The organism is Pectobacterium atrosepticum, assembly GCA_019056595.1.
GTDB classification, from domain to species: Bacteria; Pseudomonadota; Gammaproteobacteria; order Enterobacterales; family Enterobacteriaceae; genus Pectobacterium; species Pectobacterium atrosepticum.
The window spans coordinates 2454033-2480378 of the sequence record CP036163.1; the positions used below are offsets into that span (position 1 = coordinate 2454033).

Annotated in this window: 19 protein-coding genes; 7 read left to right on the plus strand and 12 right to left on the minus strand. The window is 52.8% G+C overall.

What is annotated here, in order from left to right:
- Positions 1–96: 96 nt before the first annotated feature.
- The 5 genes from DCX48_11755 to trxA form a co-directional block, all read right to left on the minus strand.
- The gene (locus tag DCX48_11755; GenBank protein QXE15128.1) at positions 97–1221 is read right to left on the minus strand and encodes a UDP-N-acetylglucosamine 2-epimerase (non-hydrolyzing); all 1125 of its coding nucleotides are present in this window, start codon (positions 1219–1221) and stop codon (positions 97–99) included.
- Positions 1222–1288: 67 nt separating this feature from the next.
- Entirely contained in the window at positions 1289–2335 is a 1047-nt protein-coding gene (gene wzzE, locus DCX48_11760; protein QXE15129.1) for an ECA polysaccharide chain length modulation protein, read from the minus strand.
- Positions 2336–2356: 21 nt separating this feature from the next.
- Positions 2357–3454, minus strand: a complete 1098-nt coding sequence (locus DCX48_11765) for a UDP-N-acetylglucosamine--undecaprenyl-phosphate N-acetylglucosaminephosphotransferase (protein QXE15130.1) — start codon at positions 3452–3454, stop codon at positions 2357–2359.
- A 303-nt stretch (positions 3455–3757) separates the two neighbouring features.
- Positions 3758–5017 carry a transcription termination factor Rho gene (rho, locus tag DCX48_11770; GenBank protein ID QXE15131.1) on the minus strand — a complete coding sequence of 420 codons (1260 nt, stop codon included), beginning with the start codon at positions 5015–5017 and terminating at the stop codon, positions 3758–3760.
- Between the two features lie 494 nt (positions 5018–5511).
- Entirely contained in the window at positions 5512–5838 is a 327-nt protein-coding gene (gene trxA / locus DCX48_11775) for a thioredoxin TrxA (protein ID QXE15132.1), read from the minus strand.
- 118 nt (positions 5839–5956) lie between these two features.
- Here trxA and rhlB point away from each other — a divergent pair, with 118 nt between their 5' ends.
- Together rhlB and ppx are read left to right on the plus strand one after the other, a co-directional pair.
- Positions 5957–7249 carry an ATP-dependent RNA helicase RhlB gene (rhlB, locus tag DCX48_11780; GenBank protein ID QXE15133.1) on the plus strand — a complete coding sequence of 431 codons (1293 nt, stop codon included), beginning with the start codon at positions 5957–5959 and terminating at the stop codon, positions 7247–7249.
- 6 nt (positions 7250–7255) lie between these two features.
- A complete protein-coding gene (gene ppx / locus DCX48_11785; GenBank protein QXE15134.1) occupies positions 7256–8752 on the plus strand; it encodes an exopolyphosphatase in 1497 nt (498 codons plus the stop codon).
- Between the two features lie 17 nt (positions 8753–8769).
- On the opposite strand, the gene DCX48_11790 is transcribed toward ppx, so the two are convergent.
- On the minus strand, positions 8770–10791 hold the full coding sequence (locus tag DCX48_11790; protein QXE15135.1) for an ATP-dependent DNA helicase Rep: 2022 nt from the start codon (positions 10789–10791) through the stop codon (positions 8770–8772).
- Between the two features lie 159 nt (positions 10792–10950).
- Between DCX48_11790 and DCX48_11795 the strand changes: the two genes are divergently transcribed.
- Complete coding sequence (locus tag DCX48_11795) at positions 10951–11232, plus strand: peptidylprolyl isomerase (GenBank protein QXE15136.1); 282 nt, start codon at positions 10951–10953, stop codon at positions 11230–11232.
- A 79-nt stretch (positions 11233–11311) separates the two neighbouring features.
- Here DCX48_11795 and putA read toward each other — a convergent pair whose 3' ends face one another.
- Positions 11312–15280 carry a trifunctional transcriptional regulator/proline dehydrogenase/L-glutamate gamma-semialdehyde dehydrogenase gene (putA, locus tag DCX48_11800; GenBank protein ID QXE15137.1) on the minus strand — a complete coding sequence of 1323 codons (3969 nt, stop codon included), beginning with the start codon at positions 15278–15280 and terminating at the stop codon, positions 11312–11314.
- Between the two features lie 195 nt (positions 15281–15475).
- Here putA and putP point away from each other — a divergent pair, with 195 nt between their 5' ends.
- Complete coding sequence (putP, locus tag DCX48_11805) at positions 15476–16960, plus strand: sodium/proline symporter PutP (GenBank protein ID QXE15138.1); 1485 nt, start codon at positions 15476–15478, stop codon at positions 16958–16960.
- 42 nt (positions 16961–17002) lie between these two features.
- On the opposite strand, the gene DCX48_11810 is transcribed toward putP, so the two are convergent.
- Positions 17003–17890 (minus strand): LysR family transcriptional regulator, encoded by an 888-nt coding sequence (locus tag DCX48_11810; protein ID QXE15139.1) that lies wholly within the window; start codon positions 17888–17890, stop codon positions 17003–17005.
- A 101-nt stretch (positions 17891–17991) separates the two neighbouring features.
- Here DCX48_11810 and DCX48_11815 point away from each other — a divergent pair, with 101 nt between their 5' ends.
- Positions 17992–18645, plus strand: coding sequence for an NADP oxidoreductase (locus tag DCX48_11815; protein QXE15140.1), 654 nt, complete (start codon positions 17992–17994; stop codon positions 18643–18645).
- A 92-nt stretch (positions 18646–18737) separates the two neighbouring features.
- Here the strand turns inward: DCX48_11815 and ilvC are convergent, their stop codons facing one another.
- Positions 18738–20216, minus strand: a complete 1479-nt coding sequence (gene ilvC, locus DCX48_11820) for a ketol-acid reductoisomerase (protein QXE15141.1) — start codon at positions 20214–20216, stop codon at positions 18738–18740.
- A gap of 167 nt (positions 20217–20383) precedes the next feature.
- Between ilvC and ilvY the strand changes: the two genes are divergently transcribed.
- Positions 20384–21274: an HTH-type transcriptional activator IlvY gene (gene ilvY / locus DCX48_11825; protein QXE15142.1), complete on the plus strand. Its 891-nt coding sequence runs from the start codon at positions 20384–20386 to the stop codon at positions 21272–21274.
- Complete coding sequence (locus tag DCX48_11830) at positions 21271–22071, plus strand: hypothetical protein (protein QXE15143.1); 801 nt, start codon at positions 21271–21273, stop codon at positions 22069–22071. Before ilvY ends, DCX48_11830 begins: the two co-directional genes overlap by 4 nt.
- A gap of 18 nt (positions 22072–22089) precedes the next feature.
- Here DCX48_11830 and DCX48_11835 read toward each other — a convergent pair whose 3' ends face one another.
- From DCX48_11835 to DCX48_11845, 3 genes are all read right to left on the minus strand, one after another.
- Positions 22090–22833: a DUF2461 domain-containing protein gene (locus DCX48_11835; protein ID QXE15144.1), complete on the minus strand. Its 744-nt coding sequence runs from the start codon at positions 22831–22833 to the stop codon at positions 22090–22092.
- A 93-nt stretch (positions 22834–22926) separates the two neighbouring features.
- Positions 22927–24471, minus strand: coding sequence for a threonine ammonia-lyase, biosynthetic (gene ilvA / locus DCX48_11840; GenBank protein QXE15145.1), 1545 nt, complete (start codon positions 24469–24471; stop codon positions 22927–22929).
- Positions 24472–24476: 5 nt separating this feature from the next.
- Entirely contained in the window at positions 24477–26327 is a 1851-nt protein-coding gene (locus DCX48_11845) for a dihydroxy-acid dehydratase (GenBank protein ID QXE15146.1), read from the minus strand.
- Positions 26328–26346 lie beyond the last annotated feature (19 nt).

Here is a 26346-nt window from a genome sequence, read left to right on the forward strand (position 1 = left end):
CCGTAAGGCGACGTTTAAAATCGCTCCTGGCGATTTTTCATGTCGAGCTATCCCTGTCCGACACCCTTCGGGTCGCTGCAAAAGCAGCGCTAAAAATCATTTCCTATGATTTTTTAAAGCATCCACAATGCGTTGACAGGCTTGGCCATCGCCATAGGGGTTGTGGGCTCGGCTCATTGCCTGATACGCCCCTTCATCCGTCAGCAGCATAGATACCGCATCGACAATGCTCACCACTTCCGTGCCGACCAGTTTGACCGTACCCGCTTCTATCGCTTCCGGCCGTTCCGTCGTATCACGCATCACCAATACTGGCTTTCCTAACGACGGTGCTTCTTCCTGAATGCCACCCGAATCGGTCAAAATCATGTAAGAACGATTCATCAAATACACGAAAGGCAGATAATCCTGCGGCGCAATCAGCATCACATTATCAATATCGCTCAGGATACGATTCACCGGCTCACTGACGTTAGGGTTCAGATGGACTGGGTACACAATCTGCACTTCAGGGTGTCGACGAGCGATATCCGCCAGCGCGCCACAAATACGCTCAAAGCCGCTACCAAAACTCTCGCGTCGGTGTCCGGTAACCAGAATCAGCTTTTTACTGCTGTCCAAAAAGGCATATTTCTCGTCGAGGCTGCGGCGTAGTGAGGCATCTCCGAGGATACGGTCGCGCACCCAAAACAACGCATCAATCACCGTATTGCCAGTCACAACAATATGCCGATCGGACAAATGTTCACGCAGCAAATTTTGGCGGGAATGCTCCGTCGGAGCAAAATGGTACATCGCCAGATGCCCGGTCAGCTTACGGTTAGCCTCTTCCGGCCAGGGCGAATAGAGATTGCCAGTACGTAATCCCGCCTCCACGTGGCCGACAGGGATACGCTGATAAAAAGCCGCCAGACTGGTTGCCAACGTTGTGGTGGTATCACCGTGTACCAACACTAAATCTGGTTTAAACTCCGCCATGACGGGTTCAAGTCCCGATAAAATCCGGCAGGATATCTCACTGAGCCCCTGCCCCGGTCGCATAATATTTAGATCGTAATCCGGTGTAATATCGAACAAATGCAACACCTGATCCAGCATCTCCCGGTGCTGGGCTGTTACGCAAATTCTCGATTCAAAGGCTCCATCCTGAGCCAAGGCATGAACCAGCGGTGCCATTTTAATGGCTTCCGGCCGGGTGCCGAAAACAGTCAACACTTTCACATTGAATCTCTTTAATCAGGTTAGGCGCAGGCGCTCGCTGAGCATCAAACGCAAATCAGCAAGCTGGTTAACGCAGACGGCGAGCCAGGGCAACACCCGCTCCCACTAGCACACCAATCGCACCCCACATCACCATCAGGAATGCCCGGCGCGGGCTGTCGCGTTTCACCGGTTCTTCCGGTGTACGCAAATAACGATACGTCTGGAAACTGGCCTCAAGCGTTGGGCCAACGTTCAGCGTCGCCAACATCGCGCGATTTTGATCGTAATCCAGTTCATAATGCGGGCCGCTGGTCTGCAACGTTTCCAGTCGGGCTTGAAGCATCGGCCTGCCGAGCAGGAACATTTCCGATGCGGGGATTTCATCTGCTGGCGTATCCGTCTGGCTACGGCTAATACCTTGCTGTTGTGCGATTTTCAGCGCCAGTTCAACGCTGCGGACTTCACGATCGTAAATCGCTTTTGCTACCGCTTCCTGACGCTTAATCTGCGACTTCATGAAAATGGTTCTGGCAGCCCAGGCTCCCTTGATTTCTTCATTCAAGTGGTTGGCTGCACGCTGACTGGCAAAAACCACATACTGACGAAGCAACGTGTTGGAATCTGAGGAGGTTTCCGCCACCAGCTTCACGGAGTCATTGGTTTTTTTCCCGTCATCACGCGCCGTAAACTGAATGTTGTTGACCAGCTCATCCAGCAAGGCTGCATCAGCCTTTTCATCACCTTCCAGACGTTGCTTATAATAGTCAGTCTGCAACCAGAAATCGCGGCGGGTATCGTAAGCCGCTAACTGCATGATGAATTCATCATAAGCACCAGCCGAAATAGACGGTTGTTCTGGCTGAGGAGAGGAAAACGATCGAGCGTCGAGGTTACGTAGGAATTGCTGCTGCGAGTAATAGCCGCCCAACATATTAACCGTCGGCTTGTCGGTAATCGATGTTGCACCCCATTCCTGTTTAACAAGATAGGAATAGCCTAATGCCACGACGGCAAACAGCAGGCCGATTGCTATCGGCCACACCTTTCCACGCCACAGCAGGCGGAATAAACCACGGATATCCAGTTCGTTATCAATCAACGCATTCCCGGTAGACAAGTTCTCTGATTTCATTACTTCCCCAAAATTATTTGGTCAGGATGACTGCTTTTGCTCATCGGAATGCCGCATACGGCGTTTGATTCGCTTGATAAAACGGGCGACCCGCCATGCTCGTTTCAGGCAGTAGCCATACAGTAGAAATGCAAGCAAGAATAATGCCAACATGACCCATTCGGGTATGAAAAAGAAATATTCTCCCAACACACCGACCGCAGCCAATAAAGCAGCGGCGAGCGTAATCAGCAAAAATGCCTGACGAGAGGAAAAGCCCGCCCGCATCATTAAATGATGGATATGCTGCCGATCAGGCGAGAACGGACTCATCCCTTTGCGCAAGCGCCGATACATGATGGCGATCATATCAATCAGCGGGATAGCGATGATCCACAATGCCGTAACGGGATTAATCGGATGCTGCGGACCTTGCGTCGTCTGAATCAGAAGCCAGATAGCCGTGAAGCCAATCATCGTGCTACCCGCATCGCCCATGAAGACCTTATAGCGTCGTCCAAACATGCCGAGATTAAGCAGAATATAAGGCAACGTCGCCGCGATCATGGCGAAACACCACAATGCCAGATTCGTATGGCCGCTCAGATACAACAAAATTCCCATCGCCCCGAACGAGACGCTAGACAACCCGCCAAGCAGTCCATCGATCCCATCCACCATATTGAACGCATTGATAGCCGCCCAAACGGCAAACAGTGTCACCAGATAGCCAAATGGCCCCAGTCCCATCTGCCACGGGCCGAAAATATGCCCTAGGTTGTGTATCGTCAAGCCCGCAAGGGCCATCATCACCACAGCGACAAACGCCTGCACAACAGCGCGAATTTTCACACTGATATCAAAACGATCGTCCAGCATGCCGACAAAAACCAGCACACCCGCGCACATCAGGTAAAGACGGAAGTTGGGAATATATTGATCGGTAATGAAGTAGGTAAAGCAGATACCTGCATACACGGAGATACCGCCAACCAGAGGTACAAGACCCCGATGACGTTTACGGTAGTTGGGACGATCGACAAGTCCTATTTTACCCGCGATGCTGCGAGCAAAAAAAAGAAAGCCCAGAGAAAACAAGAAAATAAATAGTAATTCGGTACTCATAGTGAGTAAGTTCACCGTTAACAGCTTCGCTGTAGCTGTTCAGTATAGACTCGGTTTACGCCTTATATCCTATCGCCCACATTGATCGCCAGTAAAAATTGAAGTGATAACCGCGGCTTCCCAGCGGAAAACACGCATCACATCTGGTCAATTGGGGGATAAAAAAACGCCACGACCCAGCGTGGCGTTCCCCGAGTTATCCGTAATGTACCCGTCATACTTCAAGCCGCATATACGTTGGCTTCACGTTATTCAAAACGAACACGTTTTGTCCTGCAACTCGAATTATTTAGGGTATATATAGATGACCGCCCGGATTTATGAACGTTTCATCATATCGAAGAATTCATCGTTGGTTTTCGTCATCGCCAACTTATTGATGAGGAATTCCATCGCATCAATCTCGCCCATTGGGTGGATGATCTTACGTAGAATCCACATCTTCTGCAATTCTTCAGAGGTGGTAAGTAACTCTTCTTTACGCGTACCAGAACGATTGTAATCAATCGCTGGGAATACGCGTTTTTCTGCGATTTTACGAGCCAGGTGCAGTTCCATGTTACCTGTACCTTTAAACTCTTCGTAAATCACTTCATCCATCTTGGAACCGGTATCAACCAGCGCGGTGGCGATGATTGTCAGGCTACCGCCTTCCTCAACGTTACGTGCCGCACCGAAGAAACGCTTCGGACGATGCAGGGCGTTAGCATCCACACCACCGGTCAACACTTTGCCGGAGGCCGGAACAACGGTGTTATATGCACGCGCCAAACGGGTAATGGAGTCCAGCAGGATGATAACGTCTTTTTTATGCTCAACCAGACGCTTCGCTTTCTCGATCACCATTTCAGCAACCTGAACGTGACGGGAAGCTGGCTCGTCAAACGTTGACGCAATGACTTCGCCTTTCACCAGACGCTGCATCTCGGTAACTTCTTCCGGACGTTCGTCAATCAGCAGCACCATCAGCACACAGTCAGGATGGTTGTAAGCAATGCTCTGCGCGATGTTTTGCAGCAGCATGGTTTTACCCGCTTTCGGCGGCGCAACAATCAGGCCACGTTGACCACGGCCAATAGGCGAAGCCAGATCCAGCACGCGCGCCGTCAGATCCTCTGTCGAACCGTTACCACGTTCCATACGCAGACGAGAGTTTGCATGCAGCGGTGTTAAGTTTTCGAACAGGATCTTATTGCGGGCGTTTTCAGGTTTGTCGTAGTTGACTTCGTTAACTTTCAACAGCGCAAAGTAACGTTCACCTTCTTTTGGCGGACGAATCTTGCCAGAAATGGTGTCACCAGTGCGGAGGTTAAAGCGGCGGATTTGGCTAGGAGAAACGTAGATATCATCGGGGCCTGCGAGGTAGGAGCTGTCTCCGGAGCGAAGAAAGCCGAAGCCATCCTGCAATATCTCCAGCACACCGTCGCCGAAAATATCCTCGCCGCTTTTGGCATGCTGCTTCAGGATAGCGAAGATAATATCCTGTTTACGCATGCGGGCCTGATTTTCAAGCCCCATATTTTCGCCAAGAGTAATTAACTCAGAAACTGGCGTATTCTTTAATTCGGTAAGATTCATAGTGGTGGGTTCTTTAACTCGGGGTAAATCTCGAACTACTACGTGAATGGTATGGCAGGATCATCCGTGCCTCTATAACAGCCTTCGACCACCGGATTCCTGTCTGGTTTCACACCTGAAGCGCATTAAATCCGCGCAAAACAAGATCCACACAAATGATATCCGCATAAATCAACGGCAGGAGATCGAAGACACATAAAATCAATTATTGTAAAACTAGTAGACTGCCCAAATCGGATCACAAACGTGTTGTAAAACAACCACTTTGCAAAACAATCATTTTATAAAACAATGACTTTTTGATTTAGACACAGAATAATACTTTAGACTCTAACTTTCAGGCTCAAGCTTAAGGGCTTAAACATAGGCAAGTACGATATGCAGTGTTAAAGAATCTAGCACGCTTCCCGACGAGCAGCAAGCAGTCAATATGAGAATTGCATATTGCCCGATTGCGCCCGCCAGCAATACCCTTTTGAAGGGGATCAAGCTAATTACAGATTCGCCGTCAGGAACTCTTTCAGTTGCCCTTTGGACAGCGCGCCGACTTTCGTCGCAGCGACTTCGCCGTTTTTAAACAGCAACAGAGTAGGAATACCACGGATACCATATTTCGGTGCAGTAGCCGGATTTTCATCAATGTTCAGCTTGGTAACCGTCAGTTTACCTTCAAATTCTTCAGCAATTTCATCCAGAATAGGAGCGATCATTTTGCAAGGACCGCACCACTCAGCCCAGAAATCAACGAGGGTAGCGCCCTCAGCCTGCAATACTTTTGTACCGAAGCTGTCATCAGTCAGGTGAATTATTTTATCGCTCATATTTTACTCCACAGGATTATTTCTAGCTTGTTGGTGTAGCATTAACCAACAATGGCTTGACTTTATTTCACCGGATACGCTTTCGTAAAGCAATAGTTAGCTGATATTCTACCACACTATGAGCAAAACACACTTAACTGAACAGAAGTTTTCCGACTTCGCCCTGCACCCGCAGGTTATAGAAGCTCTTGAAAGTAAAGGGTTTCATTACTGCACGCCTATTCAGGCGTTAGCTCTGCCATTAACTTTGTCAGGGCGTGATGTTGCGGGTCAGGCGCAAACCGGTACCGGCAAGACGCTGGCTTTTCTCGCGTCTACTTTCCATTATCTGCTTTCACACCCTGCAAACGCAGAGCGTCAAACCAATCAACCGCGTGCCTTAATTATGGCACCAACCCGTGAACTGGCTGTCCAGATTCACTCTGATGCAGAAGCGCTGTCTCACCTGACTGGGTTAAAACTGGGTTTAGCCTACGGTGGCGATGGCTACGACAAACAGCTTAAAGTGCTGGAAAACGGCGTTGATATTTTGGTCGGCACCACCGGCCGCCTGATCGACTATGCCAAACAAAACCACATCAATCTGGGCGCGATTCAGGTCGTCGTACTGGACGAAGCGGATCGCATGTACGATCTCGGCTTCATCAAAGATATCCGCTGGCTGTTCCGCCGCATGCCGGCAACGTCACAGCGTCTGAATATGCTCTTTTCCGCTACGCTCTCCTACCGAGTGCGTGAACTCGCGTTTGAACAGATGAATAACGCAGAGTACGTGGAAGTCGAACCGGAACAGAAAACCGGCCACCGCATTACAGAAGAACTGTTTTATCCGTCCAACGAAGAGAAAATGCGTCTGCTCCAGACCTTGTTGGAAGAAGAGTGGCCGGATCGCTGCATTATTTTCGCCAATACCAAGCATCGCTGCGAAGACGTCTGGGGTCATCTGGCTGCCGATGGCCATCGCGTTGGGCTGCTGACGGGCGATGTAGCACAGAAAAAACGCCTGCGTATTCTGGAAGAGTTTACCCAGGGTAGTATTGATATTCTGGTAGCAACGGACGTTGCAGCACGCGGTTTACACATTCCTTCTGTAACTCACGTTTTCAACTACGATCTGCCGGATGACTGCGAAGACTACGTTCACCGTATTGGTCGTACTGGCCGTGCGGGACAAAGCGGATTTTCTATCAGTCTGGCCTGTGAAGAGTACGCGCTGAATCTCCCAGCTATCGAAACCTATATCGGTCACGGTATCCCACTCAGCAAATACAACAGCGACGCGCTGATGAATGATTTACCTGCGCCGAAGCGTTTAACGCGCCCACCGCGTTCCAATAATGGCCCGCGCCGACACAATAGTGCGCCACGCCGCAGCGGAGCGCCCCGTAATAACCGTAAACGAGCGGACTAACCGTCGATGCTGAGCTCTTCTTCACTTTACGCTGCCATCGATCTCGGCTCGAACAGCTTCCATATGCTGGTCACCCGGGAAACCGCAGGTAGCATTCAGACGCTGGCGAAAATAAAGCGTAAAGTCCGCCTTGCAGCAGGGCTGGATAAGCAGAATCGGCTCTCGCAGGAAGCGATGCAGCGTGGTTGGCAGTGTCTACAACTGTTCTCCGAACGGTTACAGGACATTCCGCAGGATCAGGTACGCGTCGTCGCGACCGCAACCCTACGGCTGGCAACGAACGCTGACGAATTTCTGCAACGGGCTCAGGAAATTCTGGGCTTGCCGATTCAGGTTATCAGCGGTGAAGAAGAAGCACGCTTGATTTATCAAGGCGTGGCACATACCACGGGCGGCCCAGATGCACGCTTAGTCGTGGATATCGGTGGTGGTAGTACCGAACTGGCAACGGGGATCGGCGCAAAAACGACCCAGTTGATCAGCCTCCCAATGGGATGTGTAACGTGGCTGGATCGCTATTTCAGCGACCGCAATCTGGAAGCGGGTAACTTTGAACGCGCTGAAAACGCAGCGCGTGAAATGCTGCGTCCCGTCGCCGCCTCCCTACGAGAACAGGGGTGGCAAATCTGCGTCGGAGCTTCCGGCACAGTACAAGCACTACAGGAAATTATGGTTGCGCAGGGCATGGATGAATACATTACCCTGCCGAAGCTTAGACAGCTTAAAGAGCATGCTATTCAGTGTGATAAGCTGGAAGAGTTGGAAATTGATGGTCTGACGCTGGAACGCGCGCTGGTCTTCCCCAGCGGGCTCGCCATTCTGTTGGCGATATTCCAAGAGCTCGACATTAAGACGATGACGCTGGCCGGAGGCGCGCTGCGTGAAGGACTGGTTTATGGCATGCTGCATCTGCCTGTCGATCAGGATATCCGCCACCGCACGCTGGCGACTCTGCAACGCCGTTATCTGCTGGATACCGAACAGGCTAAACGCGTCAGTACGTTGGCAGACAACTTCCTGCAACAGGTTGCCCGTGACTGGCAGTTAGATAGCCGATGTCGCGAGTTACTGCGAAGTGCCTGTATGGTGCACGAAATCGGTTTGAGCATTGATTTTCGTCAGTCACCCCAGCATGCAGCCTATTTGATTCGCCATAGCGATCTCCCCGGCTTTACGCCAGCCCAGAAAAAACTGTTAGCCACACTCCTGCAAAACCAGATTAACCCCATCGATTTAATGCCGCTCAGTCAGCAGAATGCGCTACCGGTGAATCAGGCACAGCACCTGTGCCGCCTGTTACGTCTGGCGATTATTTTTGCCAGCCGCCGCCGTGATGACACGCTGCCAGCAGTACGGTTACGTGTGGAAGGCGAAGCATTGCGTTTGATTCTGCCTGCTGGCTGGTTGGCTCAACACCCGTTACGAGCAGAAATGCTGGAACAGGAAAGCCGCTGGCAGAGCTACGTACACTGGCCGCTGATGCTGGAAGAGGCCCCAGCTTAACGGGACAAAAGGGATGGTTATTCCCCTTTTGCTTTCGCTAACATAGCCCGGATACTGGCGACGTTCGTCTGACCCTTCTGCATCCGCTCTTGCGCGCTAACGACTTTTCTTTCCGTTTCCCACACGACATCATCCTGCGGCAGTTCAAGCAGGAAGCGGCTCGGTTCAGGGCGTATCAATTCGCCATACTGCCGGCGTTCTTTGCACAACGTGAAGAACAGCTCACGCTGAGCACGCGTAATCCCCACGTATGCCAGACGCCGCTCTTCGTCGACGTTATCTTCATCAATACTGCTTTGGTGCGGCAACAGGCCTTCTTCCATCCCAACCAAAAAGACATATGGAAACTCCAGGCCTTTGGATGCATGCAGCGTCATCAGCTGTACCTGATCTTGATCCTCTTCACTCTCTCCACGTTCCATCATGTCCCGCAGCGTGAAGCGCGTCACCACCTGCGTCAGCGTCATAGGTTCATCCAGATCGGAGCCTTCCAGCATTTCCGTCATCCAGCTGAATAGCTGATTCACGTTCTTCATCCGCATTTCTGCAGCTTTTGGGCTGGGCGAGGTTTCATAAAGCCAGCTTTCGTAGTCCAACCCATGTATCAGGTCACGCACGGCGGCAACAGGCTCCCGCTCCGCCAGACGAGCAATTTCCTCCATCCACTGTGTAAACCGTTGTAGGGATTCCAATCCACGGCCGGTCAGCGACTGGCTCAACCCGAGATCAAAACTCGCGCTGAAAAGGCCTTTATTGCGTTGTCCTGCCCATTCGCCCAGCTTCTTCATCGTCGCTGGGCCAATCTCACGTTTGGGTGTGTTCACAATGCGTAAAAACGCGCTGTCATCATCCGGGTTGGTCAGTACGCGCAGGTAAGCCAGTAAATCTTTGATTTCAGGTCGGGAGAAAAAGGACGTGCCGCCGGAGATACGATACGGAATACGGTTCTGCATCAGCATCTTTTCAAACAGGCGTGACTGATGGTTGCCACGATACAAAATGGCATAGTCGCCGTACTGGGTTTTTTTAATAAAGTGATGGGCAATCAGCTCGCCCACAACCCGCTCCGCTTCGTGATCTTCGTTATTGGCGGTAATCACTTTAAGTTCATCACCGTAACCCAGCTCCGAGAACAACCGTTTTTCAAAGACGTGCGGATTATTGGCGATGAGAATATTGGCTGCTTTCAGAATACGCCCGGATGAGCGGTAGTTTTGTTCTAGTTTGATCACATCAAGCGCGGGGAAATCCTGCTGTAGCAACACCAGATTCTGTGGTCGAGCACCGCGCCAGGAATAAATCGACTGATCGTCATCCCCCACGACGGTAAAACGTGCACGGGGGCCGACCAGCAGCTTAACCAGCTCATACTGACTGGTGTTTGTGTCCTGATATTCATCCACCAGTAGGTAGCGCAAGCGGTTCTGCCAGCGTTCACGCACCTCGGTATTCCGCTTCAGCAACAGCGTAGGGAGCAGAATCAGATCGTCGAAATCCAGCACGTTACAAGCACGCAGATGTTCGTGATAAAGCGAGTAGCAATGTACAAACAGCTTGTCACGTTCGGATCGAGCGGTCGCCGCGGCTCCGGCCGGATCGATCAGATCGTTTTTCCAGTTTGAGATCGTCGAGATCAGCTGTTGCAGCAGAACCTTATCGTTTTCCAGCCACTGCTCAGTCAATTCTTTCAGCAGCGCCATCTGATCCTGATCGTCGAACAGGGAGAAATTAGATTTCATACCCAACGCGACATATTCACGTTTGATAATCTCCAAGCCCAGCGTGTGGAAAGTCGCAATCATCAGCCCACGCGTTTCTTTACGCCCCAGCGTTTGCGCCACACGTTCCTTCATCTCACGCGCCGCTTTGTTGGTAAACGTCACAGCAGCTATGTGCCGAGCCTGATAGCCACACTGACGGATAAGATGCGCAATTTTATTGGTGATAACGCGGGTCTTGCCTGAGCCTGCGCCCGCCAGAACCAGACAAGGTCCAGTGACAAATTCGACGGCATGTTGTTGGCTGGGGTTTAAGCGCATAACGATCTTGCTCACTCATAAAACGGAAGGCGATTGTAGCAGAAAGCGGTACCGATCTTGACCGAGGATTTGTTATTAAGGAAAACACGTCACTGTCCACATCTTGCGTTGCAAATGTTACATTGCGCGCAGGAATCTCTTTTGCAAAAAGGTAACAACATGGCAAATACCGCAGCAGCCCTGCACATCTTGGTGGACACTGAACAGCTGGCTAACGACATTCTTGCTCAACTGGAAAAAGGTGCCGATTTCCAAAAATTGGCGCAGAAACACTCAACCTGCCCGTCAAAACGTAACGGCGGCGATTTAGGTGAGTTTCGTAAAGGCGACATGGTACCCGCTTTCGATAAGGCAGTGTTTTCCTGTGAATTGCTGAAACCGTTTGGCCCAGTGAAAACCCAGTTTGGTTACCATGTAATCAAAGTGCTGTACCGCAACTAAGTCATCACCCGACAGATCTACACATAAAAAGCGCGCCCACCTTTCGGTTTGGCGCGCTTTTTATATTGAACACCCTACTCTAGCCTATCGTCATCAGGCTGGCATTACCGCCCGCGGCAGCAGTATTAATGCTCAGAGAGCGTTCAATCAACAGACGTTCCAGTTGAACATGGGTATCACCATTCGAATAGCCCAGTAGCAGAATAATCGGGCCATCGCGTTCTGCGAGCGCCTCGCTGATCTGACGTAACCGATCGGCATTCCCATGGAAGATAACGCCCTGAAAAGACACCTCGTGCCGTTGCCAGCCATGTGTGAACTGAATACGCGACTGCAACTCTGCCGGCAAGCGAGCATAGAGCGTTTTCTCCTGTTCACCTTCCGGCCACAGCAGTTTCCCACCCGTTGCCAGCACCGCAGCCGCCTGAATCAAGCGATCCTCATCATTGTCCGCCAGACACAATATCCGCTCGCGCGGCAACAGCGTGTAGGTATTACTCTCTCCTGTCGGACCGAGCAACCGTCGAGTTGTTCCGCTGACGCTATATTCTTTATAACGCTGACACAGGGTCGCCAGATCCTGATGCTCTCCGCTAATCGCCCAGTCTTCCAACGCCTGTAGTCCCGCCAACAGCAATGCTCGGGCAGAGGTATCTGGTGCCTGCTCACGGTTCTGCTTGGCGAATTCTGCCGCAAGCGCGTCGTCCGGTCGGTGTGCCAGCAGTCGATACAGGTAAAGCGGCCCTCCTGCTTTTGGCCCAGTTCCTGATAAGCCTTCCCCGCCAAAAGGCTGGACGCCGACAACGGCTCCCACCATATTGCGGTTCACGTACTGGTTACCCACTTTTGCCCTGTTCGTCACTCGTTGGATGGTTTCATCAATGCGTGTATGCACGCCTAGCGTCAGGCCGTAGCCCGCTGCGTTAATCTGTTCAATTAGCGTATCCAACTGCTGGCTTTGATAGCGAACGATGTGTAAAACTGGACCAAAAACTTCTTTTTCCAGCTCACTAATGTCATTCAGCTCAATCAGCGTCGGCTTCACAAACGTCCCCCCCAGCCACGCTGCGTCATCCTGCGGATACGCCGCCTGATACACCGTATGACCTTTCGCCCGCATCGTTTGAATATGCCGATCCACGTTTTCTTTCGCCTCGGCATCAATCAGCGGGCCGATATCGGTTGATAACCGCTCAGGATTCCCCATTCGGCACTCCGCCATCGCGCCACGCAGCATAGTCAGCGTGCGATCCGCGATATCCTCTTGCAGGCACAAAAGACGCAGTGCCGAACAACGCTGTCCGGCGCTGTCGAACGCTGAGGCGATCACATCATTCACTACCTGTTCCGTTAGTGCGGACGAATCGACAATCATGGCATTCAGGCCTCCCATTTCGGCAATCAGCGGCGTCAAACGCCCCTGTGGGTCAAGCCTACCAGCGAGGCTGCGTTGCAGGATTTTGGCCACGGCAGTCGAACCGGTAAACACCACGCCGCGAACCCGTTCGTCGTTCACCAACGCAGCACCGATCGTTTCCCCCTGTCCCGGCAGTAGTTGCAATACGCCAGTGGGAACACCTGCTTCATGCAAAATACGCACAGCCTGCGCCGCAATCAGCGGCGTTTGTTCAGCCGGTTTCGCCAATACGCTGTTTCCTGCCGCCAGTGCCGCAGAAATTTGTCCGGTAAAGATCGCCAACGGAAAATTCCATGGGCTAATGCAGACGACGGGCCCCAGCGGACGATAGGTATCATTGGTGAACGTATCCCGAACCTGACCCGCGTAATAGCGTAAGAAATCCACCGCCTCGCGCACTTCCGCAATCGCGTTACTGAAGGACTTACCCGCTTCCCGCACCAGCAGCCCTAACAGATGTTGTAACTGCCCTTCCATCAATGATGCGGCCCGATTCAATATCGCGGCACGCTCTGCGGGTGGCGTCGCAAACCAGATAGTACCGGCATACACCGCCGTCGCTAGCGCCAATTCAACATCCGCTGTGGAAGCATCGCGAACATAGCCCACCACATCGTGCACATCGGCTGGATTCACCACGGGCTTCTGTTCGCTCACCTCGCTTTTCCCCTCAATCATCGGCTCGGCATACCACGGCTGCACCGCATGACTCAGCAACGCGCTGGAGAGCGAAGCCAACCGATGCTCATTCGAGAGATCCAGCCCACTCGAATTTTTCCGCTCCTGACCATATAGCTGACGCGGCAGAGGAATACGGGGATGCGGTGCGCCCATGCTCCACTCCACTTTTGCCAACGCCTCTACACCGCTAATCGGATCGGCAATCAGCGTTTCCAGCGCCATTGACGTATCCGCGATGCGATTAACAAATGAGGTATTCGCGCCATTTTCCAACAGGCGTCGCACCAGATAAGCCAGCAGCGTTTCATGGGTCCCTACCGGGGCGTAGATACGACATGGACGGTTTAACTTGCCATCCGCAACCGCGCCAACTACCTGATCATAGAGCGGTTCCCCCATGCCGTGCAGGCACTGGAATTCATACTGGCCGGGATAATAATTGTTGCCCGCCATGTGATAAATCGCGCTTAACGTCTGTGCATTGTGCGTGGCGAACTGTGGGTAAATCAGATTCGGTACGGCCAATAGCTTGCGGGCGCAGGCCAGATAAGACACATCGGTATAAACCTTGCGCGTGTAGACCGGATAGCCCTCCAACCCATCAACTTGCGCCCGTTTGATTTCACTGTCCCAGTACGCCCCTTTCACCAGACGAATCATCAGCCGCCGATGGCTGCGCTGTGCCAGCTCAATCAGTGCATCGATAACATACGGGCAGCGTTTCTGATAAGCCTGAATCACAAATCCAATGCCATTCCACCCTACCAGCTGAGGCTCCATACAGAGTTTTTCCAGCAGATCGAGTGAGATCTCCAGTCGATCTGCTTCCTCTGCATCAATATTGATCCCGATATCGTACTGCCGCGCCAGCAGCGTCAGTGATAACAACCGTGGATACAACTCATCGATTACACGATCATACTGTGCACGGCTATAGCGCGGGTGCAGTGCCGATAGCTTGATGGAGATACCTGGCCCTTCATAAATTCCACGCCCGCTTGAGGCTTTGCCGATAGCATGAATCGCCTGCTGATAGGCCGTCAGGTAGGCGGCGGCATCGTGTTGCGTCAGCGCTGCTTCACCTAACATATCGTAAGAATAGCGAAAGCCTTTATTTTCCCGTTCACGGGCGTTAGCCAACGCCTCACCGATGGTTTCCCCAGTGACAAACTGCTCCCCCATCAGCCGCATAGCCATATCGACACCCTTGCGGACGAGCGGCTCACCACGTTTACCGATAATGCGGTTCAGAGAATGAGACAGATGTGCTTCATTGTGTGTCGCCACCAGCTTTCCGGTAAACAGTAGCCCCCAGGTTGCGGCATTCACGAAAAGCGATGGGCTGTGGCCAAGATGTGCCTGCCAGTTCCCTCTGCTGATTTTGTCGCGGATCAGCGCATCGCGTGTGGATTTATCAGGAATACGCAGCAACGCTTCGGCTAAACACATCAGCGCCACGCCTTCCTGAGAAGAAAGTGAAAATTCCTGTAGCAGCCCTTGCACAATGCCAGCACGACCATTTCCGACCTTCTGACTGCGTAATTTCTCTGCCAGTCGATAAGCCAATTTCTGGGTTAACTGCGATATTTCGTCGGTAAGTCTTGCCTGTTCAAGCAAGATAGGTACCAGTTCATTTTCAGGACGGCGATAAGCAGAAGTCATGGCGGCGCGGGTAACTGACTGGGGAAGAACCTGTTCGGCGAAATCAAGAAAGGGTTGGTGGGTTTCTTCTTCCCGAGATTGCGGCATAATCTCTTCCGCTTCAATGCGGCTGATGTTCGCCGATTGCGGTGTTTCAGGAGTGTCGAGGCCACTTTCGAGGCGTTCGAGGTAATGGAAAATAGCCTGTTTGATCAACCAGTGCGGTGTGCGATCAATACGCTGTGCAGCGACCTTGATACGCTCGCGCGTTTCCTCATCGAGTTTTACACCCATCGTGGTAGAGCCCATAGAGTCCACTCCTGTAATGAGAAGATGCACATCGGGATACCGTCAATATCAATCATGTTGCAACTTTGTGCAACCTTGTTAACAAATGGAATGGTTGCTGCCCATAATCATCTTCAGACCTCGTTCCGGCCTGAGTGATTACTATAAAACACAGCGTCGCCGCGACGGCGGCACGAAAAAAATGTGGAGAGTTAAATGACAATAAGCACACCCATGTTGGTGACGTTTCTGGTGTACATTTTCGGGATGGTCCTCATCGGCCTGTTTGCCTACCGCGCTACCAATAACTTTGGCGATTACATTCTGGGCGGACGTCGGATGGGTAGCGTGGTGACGGCCCTGTCGGCTGGTGCTTCTGATATGAGCGGCTGGCTGCTGATGGGCCTACCGGGTGCCATTTTCATTTCCGGTATTTCTGAAAGCTGGATCGCGATTGGTCTGACGCTAGGCGCCTACCTGAACTGGAAATGGGTCGCTGGACGCCTGCGCGTCCACACCGAAATAAACCACAACGCGCTCACCCTGCCTGACTATTTCACCCACCGTTTTGAAGATAACAGCAAATTGCTGCGTGTGATCTCCGCGTTAGTCATTCTGGTTTTCTTCACCATCTATTGCGCATCCGGCGTCGTCGCGGGGGCTCGTCTGTTTGAAAGCACCTTTGGGATGAGCTACGGCACCGCACTATGGGCAGGGGCCGCAGCGACCATCGCCTATACCTTTATCGGCGGCTTTCTAGCGGTAAGCTGGACGGATACGGTTCAGGCCAGCCTGATGATTTTCGCCCTGATCCTGACACCAGTTATGGTCGTCCTATCTCTTGGGGGAATCGATAGCTCGTTGATGGTAATTGAAGCGAAAAATCCGGCCAATCTGGATATGTTCAAAGGGCTGAATTTTGTCGCCATTATCTCGTTGATGGGCTGGGGCTTGGGCTATTTCGGCCAGCCGCATATTCTGGCGCGTTTTATGGCTGCTGACTCACACCACACCATTCACAGCGCGCGCCGCATCAGTATGACCTGGATGATTCTTTGTCTGGCCGGTGCGGTGACGGTGGGCTTCTTTGGCATCGCCTACTTCAACAATAACCCGGATCAGGCGGGTAACGTGGCGCAAAATAGCGAGCGCGTCTTTATCGAGCTATCTATGCTGCTGTTCAATCCGTGGATTGCCGGCATTCTGCTGTCTGCGATTTTAGCTGCTGTCATGAGTACGCTGAGCTGCCAATTGCTGGTGTGCTCCAGTGCCATCACCGAAGATTTGTACAAGCCATTCCTGCGCAAAAATGCCAGTCAGAAAGAGTTGGTATGGGTGGGGCGCACGATGGTGCTATTAGTCGCGATCATTGCTATAGCGCTGTCGCTGAACCCTGAAAACCGTGTACTGGGTCTGGTGAGCTATGCTTGGGCAGGTTTCGGTGCCGCCTTCGGACCGGTGATTTTAATTTCTCTGCTATGGCCGCGTATGACGCGCAACGGCGCACTGCTGGGTATGATCGTAGGTGCGGCAACCGTGCTGATCTGGAAACAGTACGCCTGGCTGGGACTGTATGAAATCATCCCTGGGTTCATCTTCAACAGCTTGACCATTTTCATCGTCAGTCTGCTGGGTAAAGCGCCATCAAAAACGATTACCGACCGCTTCAATCAGGCGGAAGCGGAATACCAGTCCGTTTAGTCATAACACCCGTGGCACAATCGCTGTGCCACGGGCTCATTTTTATCCGAAATTGGCTCTGACAGCATCGACAAAGGTTTTAATTTTAACCGCCGATCGCCGTCCCATCGGCACCATGACATGGACCGGGCGGGCAGGCCCATTATAGTCAGACAGCACCTGTACCAGACGCCCGCGGTCAATCTCCTTACGTAACACGGCCTCTGGCCCAAGCGTGATACCATAACCCGCTATCGCAGCATGTAGCAGCGCATTCCAGTCATTAGCAAAAAGCCTACCTTCTGGCCTAACTTCTTCAGGCTTCCCATCCTTCTGAAATACCCACCGACAAGACGTGGCGACGGCGCGTGCACCATAAATAAGGCACGCGTGGCGTGAGAGACTCGATGGGGTATCCGGCGATCCTTCACGCGCCAGATAGTCAGGCGACGCGCAAGCGATCAACGAGTAAGGCTGAAGCGGCCAGGCTACCATTGAACTATCCGCCAATTCACCGATGCGAATGATGACTTCAAACCCCTCTTCAATGGGATCGACTATGCGATCATTCAGCGTCAGCGCAATTTGCGTGTCAGGATAACGCGCGAGATAGCGCGTGATAAACGGCGCGAGCAGATGTGACCCCCAGGTAACCGGTGCATTCACCTGAATGATACCGGAAGGGGTCACCTGCATTTCACGCGCAATCGCATCAGCATCTTCCGCTTCGGCAAGAACAACCTTGCAGCGCTCGTAATAGCGAAGGCCAATATCCGTTAGGCTCTGTTTACGCGTGGTACGGTTCAGTAGCCGGACCCCAAGCCTCGCTTCGAGCCATGCCACTTGCTTCGCCACCATCTGTGGTGAGATGCCCAGTACCTCTGCGGCAGCGACAAAAGACCCTAACTCCGACGCTTTGACAAAGATGTTCATGCTGGTCAGTCGATCCATGATTCGCTCATATTTGTTGTTTGTTTTCTTTTAAAAGCACAATTTATCTTCAAATTGTAGGCAATTAAGATTCTCTTCTCAAAAGCATTAAGGAGAAAAAGATGAAAATTGGCATTATTGGCGCAGGCTTTGTCGCCCGGGCGATCGCTAAACTAGCGCTTCAGAACGGTCATCAGGTCATGCTCAGCAACTCACGGGATCCCCAGTCGCTTTTCAGCCTCCGTCCCATGATCGGCTGCGATATCGGCACCGCCACTCAGGCAGCGCGATTTGGCGACATTATCGTGATCGCCGTTCCCTTTACCGCTATCGATAAACTCCCTGAGCAGGCTTTACAGGGCAAATCCGTCATCGATGCCGTCAACTACTATACCGAGCGAGATGGCAAGGTAGCTGCACTGGATACGCGCAGCATTACCACCAGCGACCTACTAGCTGGTTATTTACCGGGCGCAAAGATTACCAAAGCGTTCAATGCTATCACCATGACGCAGCTTGAAAGTGATGGTTTGCCTGCGGGTTCTGCCCATCGCCGGGCGCTACCGCTTGCGGGTGATCATGAGCAGGAAAAAACCATTGTTGCCGAACTCTATGATGCCTTCGGGTTTGATGTCGTTGATGCGGGAAAACTGTCTGAAGGATGGCGTTTTGAAAGGAACATGCCGTCTTACTGTGTACGTATGACAAAAGCTGAATTAACCACTGCGCTGGCACTTTCCTTACGTGAAAGCACCGCCGAGACACAACATCGATAACGCAGGCTGAGAGATAATCGCAGATAAAAAAATGCTGCTCCCAAAAGAGCAGCATAGCAATCATCGCGTTCCACTAAACGTAAAAGCGAACATTAACCCGCGACAGCGATACGTTTCATGTCTTTCATGTAACCGCGCAGCGTGTGGCCTACGGTTTCGATCGGGTGGTTACGGATAGCTTCGTTAACATCACGCAGTTGCGCGTTGTCTACTTCGGTGCCAGCAACCGCTTTACCCAGATCGCCCGGCTGCAGAGATGCCATGAACGCACCTTTCAGCAACGGAACCGCTGCATTAGCAAACAGGTAGTTACCGTATTCTGCGGTATCAGAGATAACCACGTTCATTTCATACAGACGCTTACGCGCGATGGTGTTGGCGATCAGAGGCAGCTCATGCAGTGATTCGTAGTAAGCCGATTCTTCGATGATGCCGGAGCTCACCATGGTTTCAAACGCCAGCTCAACGCCCGCTTTTACCATCGCAACCATCAGCACGCCGTTATCAAAGTATTCCTGCTCAGCGATTTTACCGTCGAACTGCGGGGCGTTTTCGAACGCGGTTTTACCGGTCTCTTCACGCCAGGTCAGCAGTTTCACGTCATCGTTCGCCCAGTCAGCCATCATGCCGCCGGAGAATTCACCGGAGATGATGTCATCCATGTGTTTCTGGAACAGCGGAGCCATAATGCCTTTCAGTTGCTCAGACAGTGCATAAGCGCGCAGTTTCGCCGGGTTAGACAGGCGATCCATCATCAGCGTAATACCGCCTTGCTTCAGCGCTTCGGTGATGGTTTCCCAGCCGAACTGAATCAGTTTTTCTGCATAAGCAGGATCGGTGCCTTCAGAAACCAGTTTGTCGAAGCCCAGCAGAGAACCGGCCTGCAACATACCACACAGAATAGTCTGTTCACCCATCAGGTCAGATTTCACTTCTGCAACGAAAGAGGATTGCAGAACGCCAGCACGGTGGCCGCCAGTTGCCGCAGCCCAGGCTTTGGCGATTGCCATGCCTTCGCCTTTTGGATCGTTTTCAGGGTGAACCGCGATCAGCGTCGGTACGCCGAAACCGCGTTTGTATTCTTCACGCACTTCCGTACCCGGACACTTCGGTGCCACCATCACGACAGTGATGTCTTTACGGATTTGCTCACCGACTTCAACGATGTTGAAGCCGTGAGAGTAGCCCAGCGCTGCGCCCTGTTTCATCAGGGGCTGTACTGCCTGAACCACTGCGGAGTGCTGTTTGTCCGGCGTCAGATTAACGATCAGATCGGCCTGCGGGATCAGATCTTCGTAAGTGCCAACGGTGAAGCCGTTTTCGGTCGCTTTGCGCCATGATGCACGTTTTTCTGCAATGGCTTCAGCACGCAGGGCATAAGCGATATCCAGACCAGAATCGCGCATGTTCAGACCCTGATTCAGACCCTGAGCACCACAACCGACGATCACCACTTTTTTCCCTTTCAGGTAGCTCGCCTCATCGGCAAATTCATCACGCCCCATAAAGCGGCACTTGCCCAATTGATCCAGCTGCTGACGCAGGTTTAATGTGTTGAAATAGTTAGCCATGTCGTGCTCCGTATACGGTTTTGTTTGTCTGTTATTCAGAAAAGGATTCCCGCCAGATGGGAATTCACTATGACCCCATCATATGACAGGAATTGCGTTGCTTAAATTGATATATTAACAACGTGACATTGCACTATCTGCAAGATAAAAAACGGGGCCTGCATCGCATGGATTTACGTGATCTCAAATTATTCCTGCACCTCGCGGAAAGCCGACACTTTGGCCGTACCGCCAAGGCGATGCACATCAGCCCATCCACGCTGTCGCGGCAAATTCAGCGGCTCGAAGAGGATTTAGGGCAGATGCTGTTTCTGCGCGATAACCGTACCGTACAGCTCACCGATGCCGGAGAGCATCTGAAGCTGTTCGCGCAGCAAACGCTGCTGCAATACCAACAGCTACGCCACACGATAGACCAGCACGGGCCGTCATTAAGCGGTGAACTGCGGATCTTCTGCTCCGTCACCGCCGCCTACAGCCATCTGCCGCCGATTCTGGATCGCTTTCGGGCGCTGCATCCTTTGGTTGAAATTAAACTGACAACCGGCGATGCCGCCGATGCCGTTGAGAAAATTCAGTCGAATGATGGGGATTTAGGGATTGCAGGACGCCCGGAAGCGCTACCTGCGAGCGTTGATTTCATGCCGCTCGATAAACTGCCTCTGGCATTGATCATCCCAGCACTTCCCTGCCCGGTTCAGTCGCTGGTGCGCCAACCAGAACCGGACTGGGCGCAGATTCCGTTCATCCTGCCGGAACACGGCCCGGTGCGTAAGCGCATCGATCAGTGGTTCCGCCGCAATCACATCATCAATCCACAGATTTACGCCACCATCTCCGGACATGAAGCGATGGTATCAATGGTCGCGCTGGGCTGTGGTATCGCGTTGATTCCCAACGTGGTACTAGAGAACAGCCCGGAGCCGGTACGCAGCCGTGTCTCTGTGTTTGTCGAACAGGTGATGGAACCGCTGGAGCTGGGCGTCTGCGTACAGAAAAAACGGCTTAGCGAACCGCTGATTGCCGCCTTTTGGGACATATTACAGGACACGCCATGAAGATAGCCTTCACTGCCATCGCTGCCGCAGGGGTGACGCTCGCCTCCCTCAGCCACCCTGCGCAAGCCGCCAGCTTCCCCTGCGAAAAAGCCGCCTCTGTGCAGGAAAAGCTGATTTGCGCCAGCCCGTTGCTCGGGCAACTAGATGAAGAACTGGCGCAGGCATGGAAGACATCCCGCACGTTCCTGACAGCGTACGACAACAGCGCGCCGTGGGAGAAAACGCTCAACCAGTTCCAGCGCAGCTGGCTTACCACACGCGACCAGTGCAAAGACGAGGACTGCCTGCGACAGCGTTATCAGCAGCAGTTAAACCGACTGCGTTACCTAAATGACATCGCGCAGCACGCATTCCCTTCACCGATTACGCCCGTGAAAAGCACGTCCTGCTTCCACGGCTCGTTCAGCTATGAGTATGTGATGTCGGGGCTTTCCGCCGAGGAGTACCGCGATTTGGGGGATTATTTTCGAGAGATGTACGATCAGAAAGCGCCCTACCATGCCGTCAGCCTGACCATGACCAACCAACGTGGCAAGATTGAGGGCGGCGCGTCCATTGCATTCCGCTACGGTAACAAACTGGATGATTCTGACTTCACGGCCCGTCAGATGAGCGATATGCAAGCCATTGGCAAAGGTGAAAGCAGCTTCGGTCAGCAGGTGAAAATACTGCTCACCTGCATTGACGATGATCATCTGCAAATCGCCACCTTCGGCAGCAATCAGGAGGAAGGCTACCTGTTTAACTATCTGTTGGAGCGCGATCAAATCCCATTGAAGCAGGAACAAACACCGTAGCGTTAGCGATCTCTGGCTCTAGCGTTCAAACCACTTATCCGCCGAAAATACCCGCGTATCGGACTCTGCTTCCTGCGCGGCTTTCTTCATGGTTTCGATGTTCATCAGGTAATGATAGAGCGGTTCAAGCTGGGTAAATCCCTGAGACAGAACCGCCACCAAATCACCGGAAAACAGCGCTTCCATATCCTGTCGGGTGCATATCGCGGCAAACGATTTGCGGTTATACCAGTTAGCTAATTCCGGCTCTTGGTCTTTAATCAGCGGGCGTTTGTAGCTGTCGCCTTCCAGCGTGAAGGTATTCCCCAGACAGCTTACCACTTCAAGAAACTGCGGCGAATTACCGCGCAGCGTCTGACGAAACAGATCCATCGTATTACGCGTCGCACTGTAATAGCCCAGCCCGTAGCGCCAGGTATCCGGCGTGATTTCAAAGAAATACACCGGCGCGTCCGTCCAGTCTTTACGAGTGCGCTTGAAGGTCAGCCACATATGGCTGCGATAGCGTGATTTATCGTGAGAAAAGCGCGTATCGCGGTGAATACGGGAGAGGGTCTTGCCGATGGCGGGGCGTGTTTCAAAATGGTCGTCAATTTGCAACATGGTCAGACTGAGTTCATCCACCAGCGTGCGGAATGGCGCAACCAGTTGCTCATCATAAACCGCACGATGCTCGTCAAACCACGCTTTATCGTTGTACTGACGCACCTGCTGAAGAAACGTTAAACCCGCTTGAGAAAAACCCGTGAACTGCGTTGCCATAAAGAAATGCCATCCCTGTTGCTATCAGATGACATAAAGATAACGCCGCCGACGGTGAAACACCATCGGCGGCGTTAGGGGGACACCCAGCAATTAACCCGCTAGAAAGAAGCGGAATGCCGGGTTATTGGTTTCGTCATGGCATTCATAGCCCAGCGCCAGCAAGTGCTGCTCAAACTCCCGATCGCCCGCCTCCAGCTCGAACCCAGCCAGAACGCGGCCAAAATCCGTGCCGTGGCTGCGGTAATGGAATAGAGAAATATTCCAGTGCGCCCCCAGCGTATGCAGGAATTTCAGTAATGCACCCGGCGACTCTGGGAATTCAAAGCTGTACAGACGTTCCTGCAACGGTTTGGAAGGACGTCCGCCGACCATATAGCGAACGTGTAGCTTCGCCATTTCATCATCGGACAAATCCACTACTTCATAACCGTCTGCGGAAAGCTCAGCGATGATCTCCTGCCGTTCCGCATAGCCGCGCGTCAAGCGCACACCGACAAAAATGCAGGCGTCTTTGGCATCCGCGTAGCGATAGTTGAACTCCGTGACAGAACGACCACCCAACAGTTGGCAAAACTTCAGGAAGCTTCCCTGTTGCTCAGGGATCGTCACAGCCAGCAAGGCTTCGCGCTGTTCGCCCAGCTCGCAGCGTTCGGAAACGTAACGTAATCCGTGGAAGTTAACGTTCGCACCGGACAGAACATGCGCCAAGCGCTCACCCTGAATCTGATGCTGTTGGATGTACTTTTTCATCCCCGCCAACGCCAGCGCACCAGACGGTTCAGCAATCGCGCGGACATCTTCGAACAGATCTTTCACTGCCGCACAGATGGCATCGCTGTCGACGGTAATCACGTCATCCAGATATTCCCGACATAGGCGAAACGTTTCATCGCCGATGCGCTTCACCGCCACGCCTTCGGCAAACAGCCCGACACGCGGCAGATCGACTGGTTGCCCAGCATCCAGCGCCGCGCGCAGACAGGCGGAATCTTCCGCTTCCACGCCGATCACCTGAATCTGCGGCATCAGCTGTTTAATCAGTACGGCAACGCCTGCCGCCAAGCCACCACCACCAACTGGCACAAACACGCGATCCAGATGCGCATCCTGCTGTAACAACTCCATCGCCAGCGTGCCCTGCCCGGCAATCACCGCAGGGTGATCGAACGGCGGCAGAAAAGTCATATGTTGTTGCTCTGACAGCTCAATCGCCTTGGCTTTGGCTTCATCAAAGTTAGCGCCGTGTAGCAGCACTTCTCCGCCAAAACCACGCACCGCATCCACCTTGATGTCGGCTGTCGCCACCGGCATCACAATCAGCGATTTAATCCCCAGCTTGCTGGAGGAGAGTGCAACACCTTGCGCATGGTTACCGGCTGACGCCGTCACCACGCCGTGCGATTTCTGTTCATCGCTCAGACCCGCCATCATTGCGTACGCGCCACGCAGCTTAAAGCTGTGCACCGCGTGTCGGTCTTCACGTTTTACTAGAATGACATTACCCAGCCGCGAAGAGAGCTTATCCATCTTCTCCAGCGGCGTGACCTGCGTGATTTCATACACTGGCGAGCGCAAGATCGCGCGCAGGTACTCCGCGCCTCCCGGCGCGGCAGGAAGAGGTTGTGACACAGCCATCAGCATTAGCCTCCCAGCTTGCTTTTATCCCGCACAGCGCCTTTATCCGCACTGGTTGCCAGGATAGCGTACGCACGCAGCGCAAAAGATACCTGACGTTCACGATTATGTGGCGTCCAGGCGGCATCGCCTCGTGCCAATTCTGTTTCGCGACGGCTTGCCAATTCATTTTCCGCCACGTCCAATACAATACTGCGGCTCGGGATATCAATGGCAATCATGTCGCCGTCCTGCACCAAACCAATGATGCCACCGCTTGCTGCTTCTGGAGACGCGTGGCCGATGGACAGGCCCGAAGTCCCACCGGAGAAGCGGCCATCAGTGATCAGTGCACAGCTTTTACCCAAGCCCATCGATTTCAGGTAGGTGGTCGGATACAGCATTTCCTGCATGCCCGGGCCACCTTTCGGCCCTTCGTAGCGGATAACGACCACATCGCCCGCCACCACTTTACCGCCCAGAATCGCTTCTACCGCGTCATCCTGGCTTTCGTAGACTTTTGCCGGGCCGCGGAAAATCAGGCTCTCTTTATCAACACCAGCAGTTTTCACGATGCAACCATCTACCGCGATGTTGCCGTACAACACCGCCAACCCGCCATCCTGACTGTAAGCATACTCACGTGAGCGTATGCAGCCTTCCTGACGATCGGTATCCAGTGAATCCCAGCGGCAATCCTGAGAAAACGCTTTGGTCGTGCGAATACCTGCCGGGCCAGCAGAATACATACGCTTCACGCTTTCATCCTTCGTCAGCATGACGTCGTAGGCTTCCAGCGTTTCCGGCAGCGTTTTACCCAGCACGTTGTTGACTTCACGGTTCAACAGACCGGCTCTGTCCAACTCGCCTAGAATACCGATAACCCCACCGGCACGGTGCACGTCTTCCATATGGTATTTCTGACCGCTTGGCGCGACTTTACACAGGTGTGGCACCTTACGTGAGAGGCGGTCGATATCCGACATGGTGAAATCAATTTCACCTTCCTGTGCCGCAGCCAGCAGGTGCAATACAGTATTGGTGGAACCGCCCATCGCGATATCCAGAATCATGGCGTTTTCAAATGCGGCTTTATTGGCGATATTGCGCGGCAATACACTTGCGTCATCCTGCTCGTAATAACGTTTTGCCAGACCCACGATACGCGTACCTGCATTCAGGAACAGGTCTCTACGATCGGCATGCGTCGCGAGCAATGAGCCATTCGCTGGCTGAGAAAGCCCCAGCGCTTCAGTCAGGCAGTTCATGGAGTTTGCTGTGAACATCCCCGAGCAGGACCCGCAGGTCGGACAGGCGGAACGCTCAATTTGCTCACTATCGGCATCGCTGACGTTAGGGTTCGCCCCCTGGATCATGGCATCGATGAGATCGAGCTTGATAATTTGGTTAGAAAGCTTGGTTTTCCCTGCTTCCATCGGACCGCCGGACACGAAAATCACCGGAATATTCAGGCGCAGTGACGCCATCAACATCCCCGGGGTGATTTTGTCGCAGTTGGAAATACACACCATCGCATCCGCACAGTGGGCATTGACCATGTATTCCACGGAGTCGGCAATCAGTTCACGGGAAGGCAGAGAATAGAGCATACCGCCGTGGCCCATAGCGATACCGTCATCGACCGCAATGGTGTTAAATTCTTTCGCGACGCCGCCGGAGGCTTCGATCTGTTCGGCAACCAATTTACCCAGATCGCGCAAGTGCACATGGCCGGGCACGAATTGGGTGAAGGAGTTGACCACTGCGATAATCGGTTTACCAAAATCGTCGTCGGTCATCCCGGTGGCGCGCCACAAGGCTCGTGCACCAGCCATATTACGGCCGTGTGTGGTTGTGGCTGAACGGTACTTAGGCATGCTCTATTACTCCAAAAAT